This is a genomic window from Bradyrhizobium sp. CCBAU 51753 (assembly GCF_015291565.1).
Classification (GTDB): Bacteria; Pseudomonadota; Alphaproteobacteria; order Rhizobiales; family Xanthobacteraceae; genus Bradyrhizobium; species Bradyrhizobium ivorense.
Genome location: NZ_CP030037.1, coordinates 869301 through 892003, shown reverse-complemented (window position 1 = coordinate 892003; position 22703 = coordinate 869301). Strand labels below are relative to the sequence as shown.

The following is a 22703-nucleotide window of genomic DNA, read 5'->3' as shown; positions in this document are numbered from 1 at the left end:
AAGCATCGTCCGAAGCAATCCGGGTGAGGGGGACTCTCCAAGAGCACGGTGCTTGGAGAGCCCCCCTCATCCCGACCTTCTCCCCGCACGCGGGGAGAAGGGGAAGATCGGAGGATAGATGTCGCGCACCACAATCGCTGTCGCTGCGGCCGCTCTGATGGCCTCTGCCCACGCCGCCGAACCGATCGCGCTGCGCGACATGGGCTCGTTCCATGTCGGCGGCCGCTTCGTCGAGATCACGGGCAAGCCGGTGAAGGAGGTCACCTTCACGCCGGGCGGTGTGCCGGCCAAGGTCGATCCGAACGGCACCTACCAGGTCGAGCAGATGTACGTGCAGTACTTCCTGCCGCAAAACGAGAAGGGCGCCTATCCGCTGCTGCTGTGGCACGGCGGCGGGCTGACCGGCGTCACCTATGAGACGACGCCTGACGGACGCGAAGGCTGGCTGAACTATTTTTTGCGCAAGGGCTGGAGCGTCTACAATTCCGACGCCGTCGAGCGCGGCCGCGCCGGCTGGGCGCAGTATCCCGATATCTTCAAGGGCGAGCCGGTATTCCTCACCACCGCCAATCCGTTCGAGCGCTTTCGCATCGGCGATGGCCCCGGCTCCTACGACCCCGATCCGGCAAAGCGCCGGCTGATGCCCGGCAGCCAGTTCCCGAACGAAGGCTACGAGAATTTCGTCAAGCAGAATGTGCCGCGCTGGACCACGACCGATGACGCGGCGATCGCCGCCTACATCGCCGAGATCGACCGCGTCGGCCCCTGCATCATCCTGTTCCACAGCCAGGCCGGCAGCTTCGGCTTCAAGGTGGCACAGGCGCGCCCCGACAAGGTGAAGGCGCTGATCGCGATCGAACCGGCCGGTGTCGGCGATCCCGCCAAGGTCGAAAGCTTGAAGAACATCCCGACGCTGATGGTCTATGGCGACTACATCGAGCGCGACTCGCGCTGGCCGAAGATCCGCGCCACCGGCACAGCCTTTGCCGAGGCGATCCGCGCCGCCGGCGGCAGTGTCGATGTCGTCGACCTGCCGAAGACCGGCATCAAGGGCAATTCGCACATGATCATGATGGACAAGAACAATGCCGAGGTCGCCGGCCTGATCCAGACGTGGCTGGAAGGCAAGGGACTGACGAAGAAGTAGCGAGGCGTAGGGGTCAATGCACGGGACGAGGATCTTGCAGGAGGCCGACCGTCTGATGACGGTGTGCAATTCCTGCCGCTATTGCGAGGGCCTGTGCGCGGTGTTTCCCGCGATGGAGATGCGCCGCGCCTTCTCCGACGGCGACCTCAATTATCTCGCCAATCTCTGCCATGCCTGCGGCGCCTGCTACACCGACTGCCAGTTCTCGCCGCCGCACGAGTTCAACGTCAATGTGCCGAGGACGCTGGCGGTGGCGCGCGCCGAGTCCTACGCCGCCTATGCCTGGCCGCGGGCCTTTGCCGGCGCATTCGCACGCAACGGCCTCGTCATCAGCCTGATCGCGGCGCTCAGCGTCGCCGGCTTCATCTTCGGCTTTGCCGCGGTCAACGATCGCGGCGTGCTGTACGGCATTCACACCGGGCCCGGCGCGTTCTACAAATTGATGCCGCACAATGCGATGGCGCTGCTGTTCGGCGCCGCCCTGCTCTACGCGATCCTCGCGCTGGTGATGGGCGTGCGCGCGTTCTGGCGCGATATCGGCGAGCCCGTCGGCATGACGACGAACGCAAAATCCCTGCTGCAGGCAATCCGCGACGCCGGCGAACTGCGCTATCTCGACGGCGGCGGCGTCGGCTGCTTCAACGAGGACGACCAGCCCACCGATCGCCGCAAGCTTTATCACCACCTCACCTTCTACGGCTTTGCGCTGTGCTTTGCGGCAACCTGCGTCGGCACGCTGTACCATTATCTGCTGGCGCGGGAGGCGCCTTACGCGTGGTGGGATTTGCCGGTCGTGCTGGGCACGCTCGGCGGCATTGGCCTCGTGATCGGCCCGCTCGGCCTGCTCGCGGAGAAATCGAAGCGCGACCGCGTGCTGGTCGACGAGCAGCGCATGGGCATGGACACCGCGTTCATCGTGATGCTGTTGCTGACCAGCATCACCGGGCTCGCGCTGCTGCTCTGGCGCAACAGCGGCGCGATGGGACCGCTGCTGGCGCTGCATCTCGGCGTGGTGTTCGCGCTGTTCATCACCATGCCCTATGGAAAATTCGTGCACGGCATCTACCGCTTCGTCGCGCTGGTGCGCTACGCGCGGGAGCGGCAGATGATGGCGGAGTGAACGTAGGGTGGGTTAGCGCAGCGTAACCCACCGCGTTTGTCAGCGGCGCGAGACGGTGGGTTACGCTGCGCTAACCCACCCTACGGCATCGATGCGCGGCAAATACCTGCCCAGTCATTGCGAGCCAACGGGTCGCGCGAACGCGCGCCCGATGACAGGCTTCACGAAGTAATCCATCGCGCCACATGCGGAGATATGGATTGCTTCGTCGCGATCGCTCCTCGCAATGACGGGAACGGTTAGAGCTCCACCACCACGTAGTCGCTTTCCACCGCGACCTTGATGGTCTCGGCGACATACGGGCCCTTCACCAGATTGGTGCCCGGCTCGACATTGACCGGATAGGCGCGGACGCGGAAGCGGCGGGGATCGCAATAGGACTGGCCGGTGCGGATGTCGAACTCCCAGCCATGCCAGGGGCAACGCAGGATCTCGCCGAGTTTTGTGTACTCGATCTCGCCGGGATCGGAGGACGAGGCGAGCCCGATCAGCGGGCCCTCGCACAGCGCGGCGCCCTGGTGCGGGCAGCGGTTCAACAGGCCGAAGAACTCGCCCTTGACGTTGAAGATCGCGATCGGCCGTCCGTCGATCTCGAGGAATTTTCGCGACCCCGGCGGCAGCTCATCCACCGGAGCGATCACATGGCGCGCCATTAGTTGTTCTCACGCATGATCTGATTCGGAAAACCGGTTCCCACTTTTCCGGATCATGCGAGGCCGTACAGCTGCTTCGCATTGTCGAGATAGAACGCTTGGCGGTTGGCGTCGCTGACGCCGGCCGGCAGCACGCGCGACGGCTCGTCATAGTCCCAATGCGGGTAGTCGGTCGCGAACAGCAGCTTGTCCCAGCCGATCCATTCGATGACCTGGAACAGGTGGTCGCGGCTCTCCGGATCCTCCATCGGCTGCGTGGTCCACCAGATGTGGTCGCGGATGTATTCCGACGGCTTGCGCGTCAGATGCGGTACCTCGGCATGCAGCTTGGAAAACACCTTGTCGAGCCGCCAGGCCAGCGACGGCGCCCAGCCGAAGCCGGCCTCGACCATCACCATCTTCAATTTCGGGAAGCGCGCGAACACGCCTTCGAGCACCAGGCTTGCCAGCGCGGTCTGCTGGCACTGCGAATGGCCGACCATCTCCTCGATGTAATAGCTCGGCCAGCCCGACGCGGTGATCGGGTTGCCGCCGAAGCCGAAGGCGTGCACGCCGACCGGAAGCCCGGCCTCCTGCGCAGCCTCATAGATCGGCCAGTAGCGGCGCTGGCCGAGCGGCTCGACATTGCGGCTGAGCAGCAGCACCTGGACGAAGTTCTTGTCGCCGGCGCGCCTGCGGATTTCCGCCGCGGCCGAGACGCCATCTTCATTGGCGACGACCACCGAACCCTTCAGCCGCGCATCCTTGCTGGTCCATTTTTCGATCTGCCAGTCGTTGATCGCCGTGCAGATCGCGGCCGCCAGATCCTGGTTGCGGATGCCCTGCCCGGTGTTGAGTGGATTGAGCACGCCGAGCGCGACATTGTTGGGATCGAGATGCTGCTTCTGCATGAACGACAGCGAGGAGCCCTGCGGGCCGCCTTCAGGCGGATAGGCGTCGCGGCGCGAGGCGTTCGGTTGTGCCTTCGGGTATGGCGGGCCGCCCATCATGCCCTGATAGGGATGGACGCCGAAGGTTTCTAGATGGGCGTGCCAGCGCTTGGCGAGGAACGGATGGAGCTCGTCGTTGGTGGCGCGCGCCGGATGGATGTCGCAATCGGCGATCGCGGTCTTGATGCCGGTGGACGCAGCGGCTTGCGGGCGATCGCGAAGCTGAACGTTCATGGCGTCGTCTCCTTCACTGTCAAGCGCGGGTAGGTCGCATGCGGATTGTCGATCATGATCTTGCGCACCAGATCCGTCGACAATCCGTTGGGCAGCACCTCGTCACCGTCGAACTGCCAATGCGGATAGTCGGTCGAGAATAGGATCAATTCGTCCGACTGCATATGGTCGAACAGCTTGTTCAGCGTGTCGCCGTCCGGCGGCGCGTCGACCGGCTGCAGCGAAAACCGGATGTTGCTGCGCACAATCTCCAGCGGCGCGCGGTCGACCCACGGGGTTTCCATGCGCACACCGCGCCAGAACTTGTGTAGCCGCCACAGGAACGGCGGCAGCCAGGTGAAACCGGACTCCAGCATCACCATTTTCAGGTTCGGATGGCGCGCGAACACGCCCTCGACGATCAGGCTGGTGAGCTGGGTCTGGAATGCCTGCGCCTGCGCGACATAGTCCTCGATGTGATAGGACCCCCAGCCGACCGAGGTCGGCGGGTTGTGATAGGCGCTGCCGGCATGAATGCCGATCGGCAGCCCGAGACGCTCGGCCGCAGCATAGATCGGCCAGTAGTGGCGCTTGCCGAGCGGCATGTCGCCCATGACCAGCATCAGCACCTGCACGAAGCGCTTGTCCACAGCGCAGCGCTCGATCTCGGCGACCGCCTTCTCGATGCTCTGCGCGGGGATCACGATCGAGCCGCGCAGGCGGTCGTCCTTGTCCAGCCACTCCTTGACCAGCCAGTCGTTCAGGGCACGGCAGAATGCATTGGCCATGTCCTCGGAAAACACCATCTGCACGCCATAGAGCGGATTGCAGATGCCGTAGGCCGTGGCGAACCGGTCCAGCGCCTGTCGCTGCATGTCGGCGAGGCTGGAGCCCGGCTTGCCCTGCGCCGGACGCCAATCCGGCCGCGCCGAGATTGGCGAATTGGTCGGGTAGGACTGCGAGATCAGATCGGTCATGCCGCGCGTCGTCACCTGGTCGCGCCAGTAGTCGCTCATGTAGGGCAGCAGGCTGGTGAGATGAGGCACGGCGGGATGCAGATCGCAATCCACGCCACCCGCGATCGGCGACGTCATGGTGTTTCCTCCGCGAGAGCCTGATCCGGAAAAGTGCGAAGCGGTTTTCCGAAAAGATCATGCTCAAAGAGCGACGCTTGCCGTCCTTCGCGCCGCTTGGCTTGTTGTCACGCATTCAAGCAGGCCCGCCCCTGCGCCGCAACTCGGCAGCGGCGCGTGTGGTGTGCTAGGAAGGCAGAACGCCCCACGGGAATTTCATGGCACACAACAAGAAAGGCCGCCGATGAACGCGCTCACATCCATCGCCGCGCAGGTCGCCGCAAAACTGATCGCAAACAAGCAGACGATCGCGGTCGCGGAGTCCTCGACGGGCGGCCTGATCTCGGCGTCGCTGCTGGCGGTGCCCGGCGCATCGGCCTATTTCCTCGGCGGCGGCGTGATCTACACCCGCGATGCCCGCCGCGCGCTGATGGATATTCCGGATGACGCAATGAAGGGGATCCGCTCGGCGTCGGAACCCTATGCGCAACTGCTCGCGCGCCAAATCCGCACGCGTCTTTCGACCGACTGGGGACTGTCGGAAACCGGCGCCGCCGGGCCGACCGGCAACCGCTACGGCGACGCCGCCGGCCATAGCTGCATGGCGGTGGCCGGCCCGCAGCACGAGGTGATCACGCTGGAGACCGCCAGCAACGACCGCCCGGCGAACATGCAGGCGTTTGCAGCGGCGGCGCTGGAGCTGCTGCTGAAGAATCTGGCGCGATAGTTACCCCGCAGTCGTCCCGGCGCAGCAGGTCGTACGAATACTATCCCCGTCATCCTGAGAGGACGTGAGGCTTTGTCCTCATCTACCGTTGTCATCGCCCGGCTTGACCGGGCGATCCAGTACGCCGCGGCCTCTCGCTTCTATCACCGGCGTCTCTGGAATACTGGATCACCCGGTCAAGCCGGGTGATGACACCGAGCAAGCTGAGCCAATCCAAGTACCGTCATCCTGAGGTGCGAGCTCTTGCGAGCCTCGAAGGATGAATCGGCCCCGCTGGTGGCCGTCGATCCTTCGAGGCTCGCAAGGGCTCGCGCCTCCAGCGACAAAGGCTTCGCCTTTGCGCGGGGATGACGGGTTGAACAGCGGCGCAGCACGGTCCCGGATTTCGCTTCGCTGCATCCGGGCTACAGGCGCCTTCGCCGGGACGACGTGGGAGGGAAATCTCGCCAGCCTTACTTCTCGCGGAACGAGCGCATGAACTGATCGTGCATCGGCTTCATCAGGTAGGACATCATGGTGCGGTCGCCGGTCTGGACGAACGCTTCCACCGGCATGCCCGGGATGATCTTGACCTCGCTGCCGAGGCGCGCGACTTCCTCCGGGGGCATCGAGACGCGGATCGTGTAGTAGCTCTGCCCGGTGCGCTGGTCGGTGGTGACGTCGGCGGAGACGCGGGTGACGATGCCGTTCAGCTCCGGCGTGGTGCGCTGGTTGAAGGCGGAGAGCCGCAGCACGGTCTTCTGGCCGACCTGCAGCTTGTCGATGTCCGCAGGATTGACCTTGGCCTCGACCGAGAGATCGTCGGCCTTCGGCACGATCATCATGATGGCATCGCCGGCGGTGATGACGCCGCCGACCGTGTGCACGGTGGATTGCAGCACCACGCCGTCCTGCGGCGCGCGGATGTCGATGCGGCGCAGCTGGTCTTCGGCGGTGACCTTGCGCTCGACGAACTCGCCGATCTTGTCGTTGGTCTCGCGCAGGTCCTTGGAGACCTCCGCCAGCATGTCCTTGTCGACCTGGATGACCTGCAGCTCGGTTTCGGTGATCTTGCCCTTGGCCTGGGCGCGCGAGGCGATGTACTGCGCGCGCTCGCCGGACAGCCGCGCCGAGTCGCGCTCCAGCGTGGTCAGGCGGGTGATCTGCACCAGATGCTGCTCATAGAGCTGGCGAACGCCGACCAGCTCGGTCTTCACCAGCTCGATCTCCTTGTCCTTGGCCTTTTCCTGCGCCTGCAGTCCGGAGATTTCCTCGTTGAGCTGGGTGACGCGCTCGCGCAGCTGCGCCTTCTGGCCGGTGCGGCCGTTGACGCGAACCTCGAACAGCTTGGTTTCGTTGGTGATGATGTCGCGGACATCGGGATCATTGGCCTGATCGGTCAGCTGCTTCGGAAACACGATCTTGTCGCGGCCCTGCTGCTCGGCCTCGAGCCGGGCCTGGCGCGCGTAGAGGCCGTTCAGCGTCTTGACCACGATCGCAAGGCTCGCCTTGACCACGGTCTCGTCGAGCCGCACGACGATATCGCCCGCCTTGACGACGTCACCGTCGCGCACCCGGACCTCGCCGACCACGCCGCCGGTCGGATGCTGCACCTTCTTGACGTTGGAATCGACCACCACCGAGCCCGGCGCGATCAGCGCGCCCGAGATCGGCACCGCGGCGGCCCAGCCGCCGACGCCGCCGCCGAGAATGAGGACCACGGCGAGGCCGACAATCAGATGTTTGCGGATCGAGCTCTTCGCGTTGCGCGGTTGTTCGGTCATGACTTGGCCCCCGCATCGGCGACGATCTTGATCGGCGTGGGCACGGGCGGCGCGACGCGCTGCAGCACCTGCGCGAGCACTGTCTCCTTCGGCCCGAAGGTCTGCATGCGGCCGTCCTTCAGCACCAGCAGCTGATCGACGCCTTCGATGCCGATCGGCCGGTGCGCGACCACGATGACGACGGCGCCGCGCTCGCGGGCGCCGCGCACCGCACGGGTCAGCGCCTCGTCGCCCTCGCTGTCGAGATTGGAGTTCGGCTCGTCCAGCACGATCAGGAACGGATTGCCATAGAGCGCGCGCGCCAGCGCGACGCGCTGGGCCTGGCCGGCGGAGAGCGCGGTGCCCTGCTCGCCGACCTGGGTGTCGTAGCCCTCGCGCATCTTGATGATCATCTCGTGCACGCCGGCTTCCTTGGCCGCGGCGATGATGCCGTCGGATTTGGCCTCGGGATCGAAGCGGCAGATGTTCTGCGCCACCGTGCCGGCGAACAGTTCGACGTCCTGCGGCAAATAGCCGATATAGCGCCCGAGCACGTCGGACGACCATTGATCGAGCGCGGCGCCGTCGAGCCGTACCTTGCCGCGTGCCGGCGTCCAGACGCCGACCAGCGCGCGGATCAGCGACGACTTGCCGGAGCCGCTCGGGCCGATCACGCCGACGCCGGTGCCGGCCTCGACGGTGAAGCTGACGTCCTGCACGATGAGGCGCTGGTCGCCCGGCGCCACCATGGCGACGCCCTCGACCGAGAGCTTCTTGGTCGGCGCCTGCAGCAGAGTCTGCTCGGCCCGTGCCGGCATCTGCTGCAGCAGGCGGTTGAGGCGCTGCCAGCTCTGGCGCGCGGCGACAAAGCCCTTCCAGTGCGCGATCGCGAGATCGACCGGCGCCAGCGCCCGCGCGCTCAGGATCGAGCCGGCGATGATGATGCCGCCGGTGGCCTCCTGCTGAATCACGAGATAGGCGCCGACCGCGAGCACGGCGGACTGCAGCATCATGCGCAGCACCTTGGCGACCGCGCCTAAGCCGCCGGCGACGTCGCTCGCGTGCTGGTTGCCGGCGAGATAGTCCTCGTTGGCGCCGTTCCAGCGCTTGTTCATCCGCCCGGCCATGCCCATCGCCACCAGCACCTCGGCGTTGCGGCGGCTGGAGGCGGCGAGATCGTTGCGCCGCGCCGCGAGCGTCATCGCTTCCTTGGCGGGCGTCCGCGACAGGTATTCGGTGATCAGCGTCAGCGTCACCAGAATGATGGCGCCGACCAGCGCCGTGACGCCGAGCAGCCAATGGAACGCGAAGCAGATCGCCATGTAGAACGGCAGCCACGGCAGGTCGAAGAACGCGCCGGGTCCCATGCTGCCGAGGAAGGACCGCACATTGTCGAGATCGCGCAGCGGCTGCAGGCCCTCGCTGCGATTGCCGACCGTCAGCGGCAGGCGGATGATGGTGTCGAACACCCGCGCATTGAGGGCCTCGTCGAGCGAGGTGCCGATGCGGCCGAGGATCCGTCCGCGCAGCAGGTCGAGAAAACCCTGCGCGATATAAAGACCGGCAGCGATGACTACGAGGCCGACCAGGGTCGGAATGCTGCGGCTCGGCAGCACCCGGTCGTAGACCTGCAGCATGAACATGGAACCTGTCAGGTACAGCAGGTTGATCATGCAGCTCATGAGACCAACGCCGACAAAGGCGCTGCGGCATGCGCGCAGCGCCTCGTCCAGTTCGGATCGCCGCGCAGCGGGAACGGGTGCCATTAAAACCGATCTCTGCAGTAAAGGGTTACGTGATGGTCACGTTGTATCGACGTTTGTGACCACCGTCCATTTAAGTCGCGTTAATCTGGAGATGGTTCGCGGCTTTCGTGTAGACAGTTGACGGAATAATAATGGTCATTCGCCGTCGAACCACCCGGACTATCCCGGGGGGAGCTAAATCGAGCTCAATACGGCAATTGCAACCAAAGGCTTACCGGGAACCGCGCCAGGGAGGCATCGGGAAGCGCCTGGCCGCTGACGCCTGGGAGCAACGGCCTCGCGCAACGCTGGGTTGCGGGAGTGATCCACCCCGGGACAGGTTAGGTCGCGGCCACCGCCGGCTCCGCCAGAATGCAGCGCGCCTGGTGATCGGGCGTAACCGGAACATTGGGCGGCAGGCTTTCGCTGCAGCGCGGCTGGGCAAGGCTGCAGCGCGGCGCAAAGGAACAGCTGGCCGGGGCGCGATCGAGCGAAGGCGGTGTTCCCGGGATGGTCTCGAGCCGCGCGCCGCGCTTGGCGCCATGGATGGTCGAGGCCAACAGCCCCCTGGCATAGGGATGAACCGGCGTTCGCACGATGTCGCGCAGCGCGCCCTGTTCCACGATCTGACCGGCATACATCACCGCGACGCGGTCGCAGATTTCGATGGCGACGCCGATGTCATGGGTGACGAAAATGACGGACATGCCGAATTCGCGCTGCAGCTCGCGCAGCAGCAGCAAGATCTGGATCTGCACGGTGGCGTCCAGCGCCGTGGTCGGCTCGTCCGCCAGCAGGATCTTTGGCTTGCAGGCTAGCGCCAGCGCAATCATCGCGCGCTGGCGCATGCCGCCCGACATCTCGTGCGGATAGGACTCCAGCCGCCGTTTGGCGGACGGGATCCGCACCACCTCGAGCATCTCGAGGGCGCGCGCGGTGGCCTCGCGCTCGCTCTTGCCCTCATGGCGCATCACGGTTTCGGCGATCTGCCGGCCGATGGTGTAGACCGGATCGAGCGCCAGCGCCGGCTCCTGGAAGATCATCGAGACGGTCTGGCCGCGGAATGCGGACAGCGCCTCGTCGTCCATCGCCAGCACCTCCTGGCCCAGCACCTTGACGCTGCCGGAGATCTGCGTCCGCTTCTTCGGCAATAGCCGCATCAAGGCCCGCAGCGTCACGCTCTTGCCGGAGCCGGACTCGCCGAGCAGCCCCAACACCTCGCCCTCGCCGAGCGACAGGCTGAGACCGTTCACGGCATGGACCGTGCGATCGCCGGTGAAGCGGATGTTGAGGTTGTCGATTTCGACGAGATTGGTCATGCGAGCCTTTATCCGAGCCTTGGCACCTTGGCGTGAAAATCGGTCGCGCGCTGGAACGCGGCGCCGATCCGGAGCAGCACCGCTTCCTCGAAGGCGCGGCCAATCAGCTGCATGCCGACCGGCAGGCCTGCTTTGGTGAAGCCCGACGGGATCGAGAGCGACGGCAGGCCGAGGTAGTTCACTGGCCGAGTGAACCGCGTCAGCCGCTGGATCACCGCCTCCGCGCCCGGACCGTTGCCGACGTCGCTCTCGGCGATGGTCGGCGCAGGAACCGGGGCCGACGGCGCGATGACGGCATCGATGCCGTTCACCGCTGCGTGGTGTGCGGCCAGCGCCGGGCCACGCCAGCGCATCGCCTCCAGATACGTCACCGCCGGAATCGTGAGACCGTTCTGCAGCCGCATCAGGACCTGCGCGCCGTAATCCTGCGGCCGCTCGATCATCCAGCGCTTGTGGTAGGCCGTCGCCTCGGCGGCCAGCACCAGTTGCGAGGCCGAAGAGAGCTGGCGCTGATCGGGCAGCTCGACCTTGACGATCTCGGCGCCCTCCTTCTTCAGGGTTGCAACCGTCTCGTCGAGAATGCGGGCGACCTCGGGATCGAGGTCGTCGACATAGAACGCCGTCGGCACGCCGATCTTCAGGCCCTTCAGCGATCCCTTCGTCGCGGCCATGTAATCCGGAACCGGCTGGGTCGACGTGGTCGGATCCTCAGGATCGGCGCCGGCCATCAGGCCGAGCAGCAGCGCGCAGTCTTCCGCGGTTTGCGCCAACGGGCCGACAGTATCGAGCGACTGCGACAGCGGCATCGCACCGGCGCGGCTGACACGGCCGACCGTTGTCTTCAGTCCGGTGACGCCGCAGAAATGCGCCGGCATCCGGATCGAGCCGCCGGTGTCGGAGCCGAGCGCGGCAAAGGTCAGCCGCGCGGCGACCGCCGAGCCCGAGCCCGACGACGAGCCACCGGTGATGTGATCGACATTCCAGGGATTATGCACCGCGCCGTAATGCACATTGTGGCCGGTCGGCCCATAGGCGAACTCGACCATCTGCAGCGAGCCGAGGCGAACCTGGCCGGCATCCTTCAGCCGCTGCAATGCGGTTGCGGTCGTCTTCGGCACGAAGTCGCGGCGGATCAGCGAGCCGCAGGTCACGACCTTGCCGGCGTCGTAATACATGTCCTTGTGCGCCATCGGCACGCCATGCAGCGGACCTCGGCTCTTTCCTTTGGCGAGTTCGGCATCGGCCTCGGTCGCGGCGGCCAGCGCCTGCTCCGACTCGATCGCCATATAGGCGTTCAGCCGCGGCTGCCACTCTGCGATCCGATGCAGCACGGCGCGCGTCACCTCGTGCGAGGACAGTTTCTTCTCGGCAATCGCCTTGGCGACTGCGGCCAGCGTCATCAGGGCAGGTTCGGTGCTCATTTCGACACCTTTGCGATCTGCGCCAGCAGGAAGCTCGCGGGTTCGAGATCGAGCGGCAGCGTGCCGGAGATCGGCGCAAAGCCGTCGAAGGCGGGGCCGATCGAATTGGCGATGCGATTGGCGACCTCGTCGTCGGCGGGCACGTCGGCGACGTGCGCGATCACCTTGACATCCTTTGGCGTGGGTCTGGTCATGCCGCGTTTTCTCCCTTTGCTTTTGCCGGCGCGCGGCTATGCCCCGAGCCTGGAATGGCCATGTAGCACGCCGCCTGATGGCCCATTGTATCGAGATCGCTGAGCTTTGGCGTGTCGTTTGCGCAGAGCGGCTCCGCAAACGGGCAACGGGTGTGAAACCGGCAGCCGGACGGCGGATCGATCGGATTGGGCGGATCGCCCGAGATCGGCGGGACTTCCGTGCGCTTGTCCGGATCGGATGACGGCATCGCCGCCAGCAGCGCGCGGGTATAGGGATGCGCCGGCGCGTCCCAGACCGCATCGACCGGGCCGAGCTCGACGACCTCGCCGAGATACATCACCAGCACGCGGTCGGAGATGTAACGGACCACGTTGAGATCGTGGCTGATGAACAGATAGGTCAGCCCGAACTCGCGCTTGAGATCGGCGAGCAGATTGAGCACCTGCGCCTCGACCGACTTGTCGAGCGCGGACACCGCCTCGTCGAGGATCACCAGCCGCGGCGACAGCGCCAGCGCGCGGGCGATGTTGACGCGCTGGCGCTGGCCGCCGGAGATCTCGTGCGGATAGCGGTTGGCGAAGGTCTCCGGCCGCAGACCCACCTTGCCGAGCAGCTCGCGCGCCAGCGCGCGCGCCGCGCTGTCGGCCATGCCGTGGACCTTGGGCCCGAAGGCGATCGATTCCTCGATGGTGAGGCGCGGATTGAGCGAGGCGTAGCTGTCCTGGAACACCATCTGCATGCCGCGCCGCAGTTCGCGCAACGACAGCGACGGGCCGACCTGCAGCCCGTCATAGACGATGTCGCCACTATCGCGCGCCATCAGATGCATCAACAGCCGCGCCGTGGTCGACTTGCCGCAACCGGACTCGCCGACAATGCCGACGGTTTCGCCCTTCATCACGGCGAACGTGACGTCATCGACGGCGCGCACCGTCTTGCGCGGGCTGAACAGCCCGCCGCGCACCGGAAAGTGCTTGGTCAGTCCCTTGACCTGCAGCAGCGGCTGCGCGGCGCCGCCGATGTCGGCGACCGGCTCCAGCATGTCGGCGGCGAGATTGGCGTCGCTCATATCTAGTTCCTGATGTCCATGGCGCTGCGCATGCCGTCGCTGAGCAGATTGAAGCAGATCGAGACCGCGAAGATCATCGCGCCCGGCAGCGCCGCGACCCAGGGATTGACATAGATCGCGGTGCGCAGCGTGTTCAGCATCAAGCCCCATTCCGGCTCCGGCGGCTTGGTGCCGAGGCCGAGGAAGGACAGGCCGGCGGCGAGAATCATCGACACCGAGATCAGGCCGGTGGCATAGACGAAGATCGGGCCGAGCACATTGCCGAGCATGTGCACGCGCATGATGGTGAAGGGGCCGGCGCCGGAGGCACGCGCCGCCTCGACGAAATCCATGTTGCGCACGCCGGTGGTGACGCTTTCGGCGACGCGGGTGATCTGCGGCACGAACACGATGGTCAGCGACACGATCGAGTTGACGATGCCGGCGCCCAGTGCGCCGGAGATCGCGATCGCCAGCAACACTGATGGAAACGCGTAGAACACGTCGACGGTGCGCATGATCGCGGTGTTGAGCCGGCCGCCGACATAGCCGGCGACAAGGCCGAGCGAGGTACCGATCACGAAGGCGAGAATCACCGGCAGGATGCCGACGATCAGCGACAGCCGGCCGCCATAGATCAGGCGGGCCAGCATGTCGCGGCCGAGCTCGTCGGTGCCAAGCGGATAGCCGGGCGTGCCGATGTGGCGGAGGCGGCGGATCATCGAGCCCTGATAGGGATCGGCAAGCCCGAGCCACGGCGCCAGCAGCGCCGAGGCGAAGATCAGCACCAGGATGAAGGCGCAGGCCATGCTGACCTTGTCGCGCGTGATGCGGCGCGCGACGGTCGACCAGTAGCCACGCGCCTTTGTCGCGGGAGCGGCCTGCAGCGCGGCATCTGTCATCGTGCTCATTGATCAGCTCCGCTTGATTCGCGGATCGATCGCGGCTTGCGCGATGTCGACCAGGAGATTGAGCAGCACGAAGAACAGCGCCAGCACCAGGATCGTGCCCTGCAGCAGCGGCAGATCGCGCTGGAAGATCGCAGAGTTCAGCAGCAGGCCCGAGCCCGGCCAGGAAAACACCGTCTCGATCAGGATCGAGCCGCCGAGCATATAGCCGAGCTGAAGCCCCATCACCGCGAGCGCGGTCGGCGCCGCGTTCTTGACGACGTGGCGGAACACGTAGGTCTCGCGCAGGCCTTTTGCGCGTAGTGCCTCGACAAAATCCTGGCTCAGGATGTCGCCGGTGAGCGCCCGCACCGTGCGCGTAATGATGCCCATCGGGATCACCGACGTGGTGATCGCCGGCAGCACCAGATAGCGCAGATGCTCCCAGTCCCATGCCCAGGCGCCGGAGCCGCCAGGCCCGGCGCCGACCGCGGGCAGCCAGTTGAGCTGCACGGAGAAGATGATGACCAAGACCATGCCGAGCCAGTAATGCGGCAGCGAGACGCCGGCGATGGCGACCGACGTCGCCACCTTGTCGACCCAGGTGTCGCGGAAATAGCCGGCGATCAGCCCGAACAGCAGACCGAGCGTGAAGCCGATCATCGCCGCCGCGACCGCCAGCATCACGGTGTTGCCGACGGCGCGCATCACTTCCGACAGCACGGGGCGGCCGGTCGCAATCGAACTGCCGAGATCGCCCTGCACTGCGCGCCACAGCCAGAGCCCGAACTGCACCGGCAGCGGGCGATCGAAACCGTAAGCCGCGCGCAACTGCGCGGCGAGCTCCTGCGAGGCATCCGCCGGCAGCACCGCGACCAGGGGATCGCCGGGCGTGATGTGGACCAGCAGGAAGCACACCAGCGCAACGCTGAGTACGATCGGAATGACGTAGACGATCCGTCTGGCAGTGTAGGCGAACACGGTGCGCTCTTTCTTCCTTCTCCTCTTGTGGGAGAAGGTGGCGCGCTTCAGCGCGCCGGATGAGGGGTTCTATCCGCGGACAAAGTCATTTTAGCATGCGAGAGGGTGTCCGCGGAGACAACCCCTCACCCGGCTTCGCTCTCGCGAAGCCACCCTCTCCCACAAGGGGAGAGGGTGCACCGATCACGTGGCTAGCACCTCACGGCGCGACCGTGACGGGCGAGAAGTCGACGAACCAGCTCTTCGGCTGCACAAAGCCTTTGATCTTCGGGCTCATCGCGCGCGGTGCGACGTCGTGAGCGACGTAGAGGAAGGCCGCGTCGTCGACGGAGGCGGCGTGCAGCTCGGCGAGCGCGGCGTCGCGCGCGGCGGGATCGAAGGTCTGGCGCGCCTTCTTCACCAATTCATCGAACTTCGGATTGTTGATGAAACCCCAGTTGTTCGAGACTGGCGGCGCCATGCCCGATTGCAGGAAGCGCACCAATGCGAAGAACGGATCCATCGCCGCGTAGGTGACGTTGGTCGCGTTCGAGCCGTTGGCCGACGGATCCTTGACGCCGCGCCGCCAGTTGGTGAACAGCGTGTTCCACTCGATGACGTCGAGCTGCACATCGAAGTAGCACTCGGCCAAAGCCTGCTGCAGATATTCGTTCATCGGCAGCGGCAGCATCTGGCCCGAGCCCGACGCCGAGGTCTGGATTTTGACCGTCAGCTTCTTGTTCGGACCAAAGCCCGCCTCCTGCATCAGCTTCTGCGCGGCCGGCTTGTCATACTTGATCTGAAAGGTCGGGTTGCCGCGCCAGGGATGGCCGGGCTCGAAGGTGCCGGTGGCCGGCACCATCAGCCCTGCGAGCAGGCCGTCGCGCAATCCTTCGCGATCGACGCAGAGGTTGGCGGCCTTGCGCACGCGGATGTCGTTCCACGGCGAGCCCTCGACGCGCGAGAACTGCCAGGGCCAGACATGCGGCTCTTCGTTCGAGTAGAGCGCGAAGCCGCGCTGCTTGATCTCAGGCAGAGCATCCGGCGCCGGCGCCTCGACCCAGTTGACCTGCCCCGACAGCAGTGCTGCGGTGCGCGCATTGGCTTCCGGCATCGGCAACAGCACCATCTTGTCGGTCTTCGGCACCCGCGCCTTGTCCCAATACTTGTCGTTCTTCACCAGCTCGAGCCGCTCGCGCGGGGTGAAGCTCGACATCTTCCAGGGGCCGGTGCCCGAGGCGTCCTTGGCGAACGCCGCCCACGCGGCCTGCGACTTCGCCTTGGCGTCGGCGCCTTCGGCCTTGTCGTAGAATTGCTGCCATTTGGCCGGGCTCGCCATGAACAGGTTGGTGAGGTTGATCGGCAGAAAGCTGTCCGGCTCCTTGGTGGTCAGCTCCACGGTCATGTCGTCGATCTTGCGCGCCGAGACCAATGTCGGCATGCGCGAGGCGGTGACGCCGACCTGGCTCGGATCGAACTGCGGCGCGTCCTGCTTCAAGACCTTTTCGACGTTCCAGACCACGGCGTCGGCGTTGAACGGCGAGCCGTCGTGAAAGGTGACGCCGGGACGCAGCTTGAACACCCATTTGGTCTTGTCGGCATCGTCGACCTTCCACTCGGTGGCGAGGCCCGGGATCATCGCGCTCGCCTTGTCGGCCGAGGAGAGGTCCCACATCGTCAACCCGTCGTACATTGTAAGGCCGGTGAAGCGATTGCCCTCAAAACCCTGATCGGGCTGGCCGAGCGTGCGCGGAATATCGGCAGCCGTCATGCCAATACGCAGCACAGTCTCGGCGCCGGCAATCGCTGGCATCGCTGTGGCCAGCGCAAACGCCAGCATCATCGCTGTCGCATTGGTCTTCCTGTTACGCATCTGAGCAACCCCTTCTTATGACCCTTGTTCGGGTGATTATTTCTTGGGCAAGCGTATGCAATGCGTGTGCCAAGGGAAATAGTTTGTCACCAAATAACCGCCGGGCGCGTCAATTCTTCCCACCTCGCGCCTGGACGGCGCGATGGTGCCTATTCTGGCATCAGGCTTGCAAGCTTTGGCTCCGACTTCCCAGCAACGGAGCTTCTGTATGCGTGCGCGCAATTCGATCCTGATGGCGGCAATGGCGCTTGCCCTCGCCGCGGGCTGGCCAGCCAGGCCGGCGCAAGCGGAATCCGTTGTGCGCTACGGAATCTCGATGGCCGACATCCCGCTGACCACGGGTCAGCCCGACCGCGGCGCCGGCGCCTATCAGTTCACGGCCTACACGATCTACGATCCGCTGGTCGCCTGGGAGATGGACGTCGCGGACCGGCCGGGCAAGTTGGTGCCGGGGCTTGCCACCGAGTGGAAGGTCGATGACAACGACAAGACCAAGTGGCGCTTCACGTTGCGCAGAGGCGTGAAATTCCACGACGGCAGCGAGTTCAATGCCGATGCGGTGATCTGGAATCTCGACAAGGTGCTCAACGACAAGGCACCGCAATTCGACAAGCGGCAGAGCGCACAGGTCAAGACCCGCCTGCCCTCGGTCGCAAGCTACGCCAAGATCGACGACTTCACCGTCGAGATCACGACAAAAACGGTCGACTCGTTCTTTCCCTACCAGATGCTCTGGTTCCTGGTCTCCAGCCCCGCACAATATGAAAAGCTGGGGAGGGACTGGGACAAGTTCGCCAGCCAGCCCTCCGGCACCGGCCCGTTCAAGCTGACGAAGCTGGTGCCGCGCGAGCTCGCGGAGCTCTCGAAGAATCCGGACTATTGGGACAAGAAGCGGATCGCAAAGACCGACAAGCTGATCCTGATCCCGATGCCGGAAGCGCTGACCCGCACCAACGCGCTGCTGGCAGGCCAGGTCGATTTGATCGAGACGCCGGCGCCCGACGCCGTGCCGCAGCTCAAGGCCGCCGGCATGAAGATCGTCGACAACGTGACGCCGCATGTCTGGAATTATCACCTCAGCGTGCTGCCGGGCTCGCCCTGGACCGACATTCGCCTGCGCAAGGCGCTCAACCTCGCGATCGACCGCGACGCGGTGGTAGGCCTGATGAACGGGCTGGCCAAGCCCGCCAAGGGCCAGGTCGATCCCTCGAGCCCGTGGTTCGGCAAACCCAGCTTTGAGCTGAAATACGACGTCGCGGCGGCGAAGAAGCTGGTCGAGGAAGCCGGCTATTCAAAGGACAAGCCGCTGAAGGCGACCTTCATCATCGCGCAGGGCGGCACCGGGCAGATGCTGTCGCTGCCGATGAACGAGTTCCTGCAACAAAGCTTCAAGGAGATCGGCATCGATATCGACTTCAAGGTCGTCGAGCTCGAGACATTATATACGCACTGGCGCAAGGGCGCGGCCGACGAGATGAATGCCGGCATCACCGCCAACAACATCGCCTATGTCACGTCGGACCCGCTCTACGCCATCGTGCGCTTCTTCCACTCCGGCCAGGTGGCGCCAGTCGGCGTCAACTGGGGCGGCTACAAGAACCCGAAGGTCGACGCGCTGATCGACGAAGCCAAGCAGACGTTCGATACGGAAAAGCAGGACGCATTGCTGGCGCAGGCGCACGCGCTGATCGTCGACGACGCGGTGCTGGTGTGGGTGGTGCACGACACCAATCCGCACGCGCTGTCGCCAAAGGTGAAAAGCTTCGTGCAGGCGCAGCACTGGTTCCAGGATCTGACGCAGATCGGGCTGGAGTAGATTTCAGCCGCCTCCCCCACCGTCGTCCCGGCCTAGTGCGCAATTGCGCACTAGGCCGGGACGACGGTGGAGCGGCTGTGCCTCAATTCTATCACCGTCACACTGAGGTGGCCGCTTCTTCAGCGGCCCTCGAAGGGTCGACGGCCCGGCTGGTGGCCGATTCATCCTTCGAGGCTCGCCGAAAAGGCTCGCACCTCCAGCGACAAAGGCGAAGCCTTTGCGCGGGGATGACGGGTTTGTCAGCGATGCAGCAGTGTCGGCTACTTCGTCAACAGCGCATAGGCGCCGTCCCAATCCTCGGGCGGCGGATTTTTCTGGAAGTTGAGGATGCGCGCCTCGTAGAGCTCGTAGAGATATTTCAGCGTCTGCGCTTCGTCGGTCTTGCGGCCGCGCTCGATCGCGGCCAGCGCGCCGTCCCAGTCGCGGCTGCGGTAGCAGGCGAGCATCTCGATGGTCAGGTTGCGCAGCCGCTGGAAGCGGCCGGAATTGGCGACATCTTCACGGCCGGCGATCGCATAGATCACCTCGGGCTCCTTCTTGCCCTTGACCATGATGAAGTCGAGCTCGAGGATCGCGAACTTGTCCTTGACCGCGAGCGCGGTGTTCGATCCGACGATGATCGGAAAGCCGTATTCCTTCGACTGCCCCTCCAGCCGCGACGCCAGGTTGACGCTGTCGCCGAACACCGAATAGTCGAAGCGCACGTCGGAGCCCATGTTGCCGACCACGCAGGTGCCGGTGTTGAGGCCGACGCCGATGTTGAGCGGCACGTAGACGTGGCCGCCCTCCTGCGCTTCCTCCTCGCGCTCGCGGTTGAGCGTATCGACCCGCTCCAGCATGTCGAGCGCGGCCTCGCAGGCGTTGATGTGGTGCTCCTTGTCGTCGAGCGGCGCATTCCAGAACGCCATGATGGCGTCGCCCATATACTTGTCGATCGTGCCCTTGCGGGCGAGGATCGCGTTGGAGAGCGGCGTCAGAAACCGGTTCATCAGCGCGGTGAGGCCCTGCGGATCGCTCTTGTAGGTCTCCGAGATCGAGGTGAAGCCGCGCATGTCCGAGAACATGATGGTCATCTCGCGCTCCTCGCCGCCGAGCACGAGGCGCTCCGGCGATTGCGCCAGCTGCTCGACCAGCGCCGGTGACATGTATCGCACGAATTGCGTACGGATCTGCCGGCGCTGCTGCTGCTCGCGCACGAAGCTCGCGAAGATCAGCGTGAGGTAGATCGCCGTCGTCGACAGCAGCGGATAGGTGAAATCGACCAGCAGCCGGTAGTTGATGTAGAAGAACCAGGACGTGCCGACCAGGATCGACGCGAACAGGCCGCCGACGACCACCAGCGTCACCGGGCCGAAGCGCGGCGCGAACGCGATCACCAGCAGGCCCATGATGATCGCACCGAGAAACTCCAGCACGATGCCGTAGCCCGGCTGCTGCACCACGCCCCCGGTCAGTGCGCTCTCCAGCAGCTGGGCGTGGATCTCCACACCGGGCATGTCGGATGACGCGGGCGTGGCCTTGATGTCGTTCAATCCGACCGCCGAGGTCCCGATCAGCACAAGCTTGCCGGAAATCTTGTTGGCCGGCACCTTGCCGTCGATCACATCGGCAGCCGACACGTAGATCGACGGATCCTGGCGCGCGAAATGCACCCAGAGCCGCCCGTTGCGATCGGTCGGGATCTCCAGCCCCCTCAGGGCGATGCTCTTGACCCCGGCATCGTCGGTCTTGATCAGCACCGTCGGCGTCGTGGAAACGACCCGCAGCATTTCGAGGCTGAGCGATGGCATCAGCTTGCCCTGCGCCAGCATCACCATCGGGACCCGCCGGATGAGACCGTCCCGTTCGGTCCTGATCGTGAACAGGCCGCGCCCGGCCGCGGCGCGCTCCAGCACCGGCACGTTTCGCAGCAAGCCGGGAAACTGGTACAGGAACGGCTCGGCTTCCTTGCCCAGCGTCGCAAACCCCGTCGTCGGCAGGGTCTCGTCGAGCTCCGACTGCACGTGCGCGAGCCCGGTCTCGCCCAGCACCACGCGCGACCGGCGGATCGCGTCGGACAGGATCTGGTCGTTGGTCGGCAGCTCGCGCAGCCGTGTCCTGGTGACCTCGTCGATGAAGCGCATCTGCCCCGCAACCCTGTCCGGGTTGAGGCGGTCCGGCTCCGAGAACACCACGTCGAAACCGATCGCGACCGCGCCGAGACTGGTCAGGTTGATGATGATGTCGGCGATGGTGGTCCGCGGCCACGGCCACTGGCCGAGCTTGGCCAGGCTCTTCTCGTCAATATCGACAATGGTGACCGGACGGATGGTCTTCTTGCGGGGATCGAAGCGCTGGAAGGTGTCGAAGACCCGGACCCGCAATTCGTTGACCGGCCCCGGATCGACGACGCGCAGCGCAGCAAGACCGATCAGCAGCACCACGCAGGCCAGCCGCGCGTAGCCGAAGCGCCGCCCGAACCACCTTCGTACTGCCCTTAGCCGCTTCATGACGTCTGGATATCATGCCATGCCGGATTACGGCACCGGTTTCCAAAAACCATCGTCAATTATCCGAACCAGAATAAGGCCCGGCCCTCCGGGCAAATATCGCGTAATGACCGCCACTATTCACCACCGGGGCCGCTTCGTCTATGACATGATGCCAAACCTGGACCACGGGCACCGATGTCCACCCCCCTGAGCGGCACCCTTCCGCCTCCTGCCGGGCGCTACGACAACATTCGCGCGCTGCTGCGGGCCGGCAAGAACGACGAAGCGATCGTGCAATTGTGCGCGATGACCGTCAGTCGTCCCGACGATCTGGTCGCCAAGGAATTGCTGTTCGACGCGTTCTTTCAGAAGCGCGACTGGCAGCCGGCACTGGCGCTGGCCGAGGAGCTGAGCCGGGGTCAACCCGACAATGCGCGGCTGGAAAAGGCGCGGATTGCGACGCTGACCAATCTGAGGCGCTACGACGAGACGATCGTGCAGGCGACGCGCTATCTCGCGCGCCACGGCGACGATCTCACCGTGCTCGATACGTTGAAGGTCGCGAGCTTCTTCACCGGCAAGACCACCGACGCGGTCCGCTATGGGCAGCGCGCGCTCGACCTGCGCGACGCCGAGGCCTGCCGCAATCCGCCGCCATTTGCGCTGAACGAGCCCGACGGCCCGCCGTCGGGTGCCAACGTCATCTCGTTCTCGTTGTGGGGAGCCGCGCCGTTCTACACCTACGGCGCCATGATCAACCTGGTGCTCAGCCGCACGGTTTACCCCGGCTGGACCTGCCGGTTCTATGTCGACGCCACCGTTCCGCCGGCCTGTGTCGCGTTCCTGCAGGGCAACGGCGGTGACGTCCGCAACATCGAGGACGAATATCCGCATGTCGGCCTGTTCCAGCGCTTCCTGGTCATGAACGATCGCGCGGTCGGGCGCTTCCTGGTGCGCGACTGCGACGCGCGGCTGTCCGCGGCGGAGGCCGAGCTGGTCCAGCAATGGATCGAGAGCGGCTATCCATTTCACGCCGTGCGCGACCACGTCCTGCACAACGAGCTGATGATCGGGTGCACCTGGGCCGGCCGCACCGATTGCGGACTCGATATCGTTGAGCTGATGCGGCGCTACTTCCAGTTCGGTCCGACCGTGAAGTATGGCCACGACCAGCGCATGCTCGGCCTGATGCTGTGGCCGCTGATCCGCAGCCGCTGCCTGGTCCACGACAGGCACTACCGGCTAGAGGGCGTGCACACGTTGCCGCTCACCGAGCGCAGAGGGCACTTCGGCGCCGGCCATCAGAACCTCGCCGCGGTGCTCGCCGAGGTCGACCGGCTCGGCATCCCGCGGCTGCCCTGACA

General features: G+C 65.3%; 18 protein-coding genes. 5 read left to right on the top strand and 13 right to left on the bottom strand.

All coding sequences use genetic code 11. The features are described 5' to 3' along the window. Nucleotides 1–118 precede the first annotated feature (118 nt). Both XH93_RS04050 and tcuB read left to right on the top strand, forming a co-directional pair. Nucleotides 119–1147, top strand: coding sequence for an esterase (locus tag XH93_RS04050; protein WP_194472535.1), 1029 nt, complete (start codon nt 119–121; stop codon nt 1145–1147). A gap of 16 nt (nt 1148–1163) precedes the next feature. Then, nucleotides 1164–2267: a tricarballylate utilization 4Fe-4S protein TcuB gene (tcuB, locus tag XH93_RS04045; RefSeq protein ID WP_194472534.1), complete on the top strand. Its 1104-nt coding sequence runs from the start codon at nt 1164–1166 to the stop codon at nt 2265–2267. 239 nt (nt 2268–2506) lie between these two features. Here the strand turns inward: tcuB and XH93_RS04040 are convergent, their stop codons facing one another. From XH93_RS04040 to XH93_RS04030, 3 genes are read right to left on the bottom strand one after another with little or no spacing between them, the layout of a single operon-like run. After that, complete coding sequence (locus tag XH93_RS04040) at nt 2507–2920, bottom strand: Rieske (2Fe-2S) protein (RefSeq protein WP_139858649.1); 414 nt, start codon at nt 2918–2920, stop codon at nt 2507–2509. Nucleotides 2921–2973: 53 nt separating this feature from the next. Beyond that, nucleotides 2974–4083 carry an amidohydrolase family protein gene (locus XH93_RS04035; RefSeq protein ID WP_194472533.1) on the bottom strand — a complete coding sequence of 370 codons (1110 nt, stop codon included), beginning with the start codon at nt 4081–4083 and terminating at the stop codon, nt 2974–2976. After that, on the bottom strand, nt 4080–5156 hold the full coding sequence (locus tag XH93_RS04030; protein WP_194472532.1) for an amidohydrolase family protein: 1077 nt from the start codon (nt 5154–5156) through the stop codon (nt 4080–4082). The genes XH93_RS04035 and XH93_RS04030 overlap by 4 nt, the downstream gene beginning before the upstream one ends. A 223-nt stretch (nt 5157–5379) precedes the next feature. On the opposite strand from XH93_RS04030, the gene XH93_RS04025 reads away from it, so the two are divergent. Continuing rightward, nucleotides 5380–5862 (top strand): CinA family protein, encoded by a 483-nt coding sequence (locus XH93_RS04025; RefSeq protein WP_194472531.1) that lies wholly within the window; start codon nt 5380–5382, stop codon nt 5860–5862. Nucleotides 5863–6314: 452 nt separating this feature from the next. Here XH93_RS04025 and XH93_RS04020 read toward each other — a convergent pair whose 3' ends face one another. From XH93_RS04020 to XH93_RS03980, 9 genes are all read right to left on the bottom strand, one after another. Continuing rightward, nucleotides 6315–7625: an HlyD family type I secretion periplasmic adaptor subunit gene (locus tag XH93_RS04020; protein WP_194472530.1), complete on the bottom strand. Its 1311-nt coding sequence runs from the start codon at nt 7623–7625 to the stop codon at nt 6315–6317. Then, nucleotides 7622–9370: a type I secretion system permease/ATPase gene (locus XH93_RS04015; protein ID WP_139487092.1), complete on the bottom strand. Its 1749-nt coding sequence runs from the start codon at nt 9368–9370 to the stop codon at nt 7622–7624. Before XH93_RS04015 ends, XH93_RS04020 begins: the two co-directional genes overlap by 4 nt. 320 nt (nt 9371–9690) lie before the next feature. Then, on the bottom strand, nt 9691–10668 hold the full coding sequence (locus XH93_RS04010; RefSeq protein WP_139487093.1) for an ABC transporter ATP-binding protein: 978 nt from the start codon (nt 10666–10668) through the stop codon (nt 9691–9693). Nucleotides 10669–10676: 8 nt separating this feature from the next. Then, nucleotides 10677–12089: an amidase gene (locus XH93_RS04005; protein WP_194472528.1), complete on the bottom strand. Its 1413-nt coding sequence runs from the start codon at nt 12087–12089 to the stop codon at nt 10677–10679. After that, complete coding sequence (locus XH93_RS04000) at nt 12086–12283, bottom strand: hypothetical protein (protein WP_139487095.1); 198 nt, start codon at nt 12281–12283, stop codon at nt 12086–12088. The genes XH93_RS04005 and XH93_RS04000 overlap by 4 nt, the downstream gene beginning before the upstream one ends. After that, nucleotides 12280–13353, bottom strand: a complete 1074-nt coding sequence (locus XH93_RS03995) for an ABC transporter ATP-binding protein (RefSeq protein WP_194472526.1) — start codon at nt 13351–13353, stop codon at nt 12280–12282. The genes XH93_RS04000 and XH93_RS03995 overlap by 4 nt, the downstream gene beginning before the upstream one ends. 2 nt (nt 13354–13355) lie before the next feature. Further along, nucleotides 13356–14234: an ABC transporter permease gene (locus XH93_RS03990; protein WP_194474985.1), complete on the bottom strand. Its 879-nt coding sequence runs from the start codon at nt 14232–14234 to the stop codon at nt 13356–13358. 12 nt (nt 14235–14246) lie between these two features. Beyond that, on the bottom strand, nt 14247–15200 hold the full coding sequence (locus XH93_RS03985) for an ABC transporter permease (protein ID WP_194472522.1): 954 nt from the start codon (nt 15198–15200) through the stop codon (nt 14247–14249). A 199-nt stretch (nt 15201–15399) separates the two neighbouring features. Then, entirely contained in the window at nt 15400–17022 is a 1623-nt protein-coding gene (locus tag XH93_RS03980; RefSeq protein WP_246799672.1) for an ABC transporter substrate-binding protein, read from the bottom strand. A gap of 238 nt (nt 17023–17260) precedes the next feature. Between XH93_RS03980 and XH93_RS03975 the strand changes: the two genes are divergently transcribed. Then, entirely contained in the window at nt 17261–18868 is a 1608-nt protein-coding gene (locus XH93_RS03975; protein WP_194472519.1) for an ABC transporter substrate-binding protein, read from the top strand. Nucleotides 18869–19128: 260 nt separating this feature from the next. Here XH93_RS03975 and XH93_RS03970 read toward each other — a convergent pair whose 3' ends face one another. After that, nucleotides 19129–21357 (bottom strand): CHASE2 domain-containing protein, encoded by a 2229-nt coding sequence (locus tag XH93_RS03970; RefSeq protein ID WP_194472517.1) that lies wholly within the window; start codon nt 21355–21357, stop codon nt 19129–19131. Nucleotides 21358–21534: 177 nt separating this feature from the next. Between XH93_RS03970 and XH93_RS03965 the strand changes: the two genes are divergently transcribed. Then, nucleotides 21535–22701: a M48 family metallopeptidase gene (locus tag XH93_RS03965; RefSeq protein ID WP_194472515.1), complete on the top strand. Its 1167-nt coding sequence runs from the start codon at nt 21535–21537 to the stop codon at nt 22699–22701. The last annotated feature ends 2 nt before the right edge of the window (nt 22702–22703 follow it).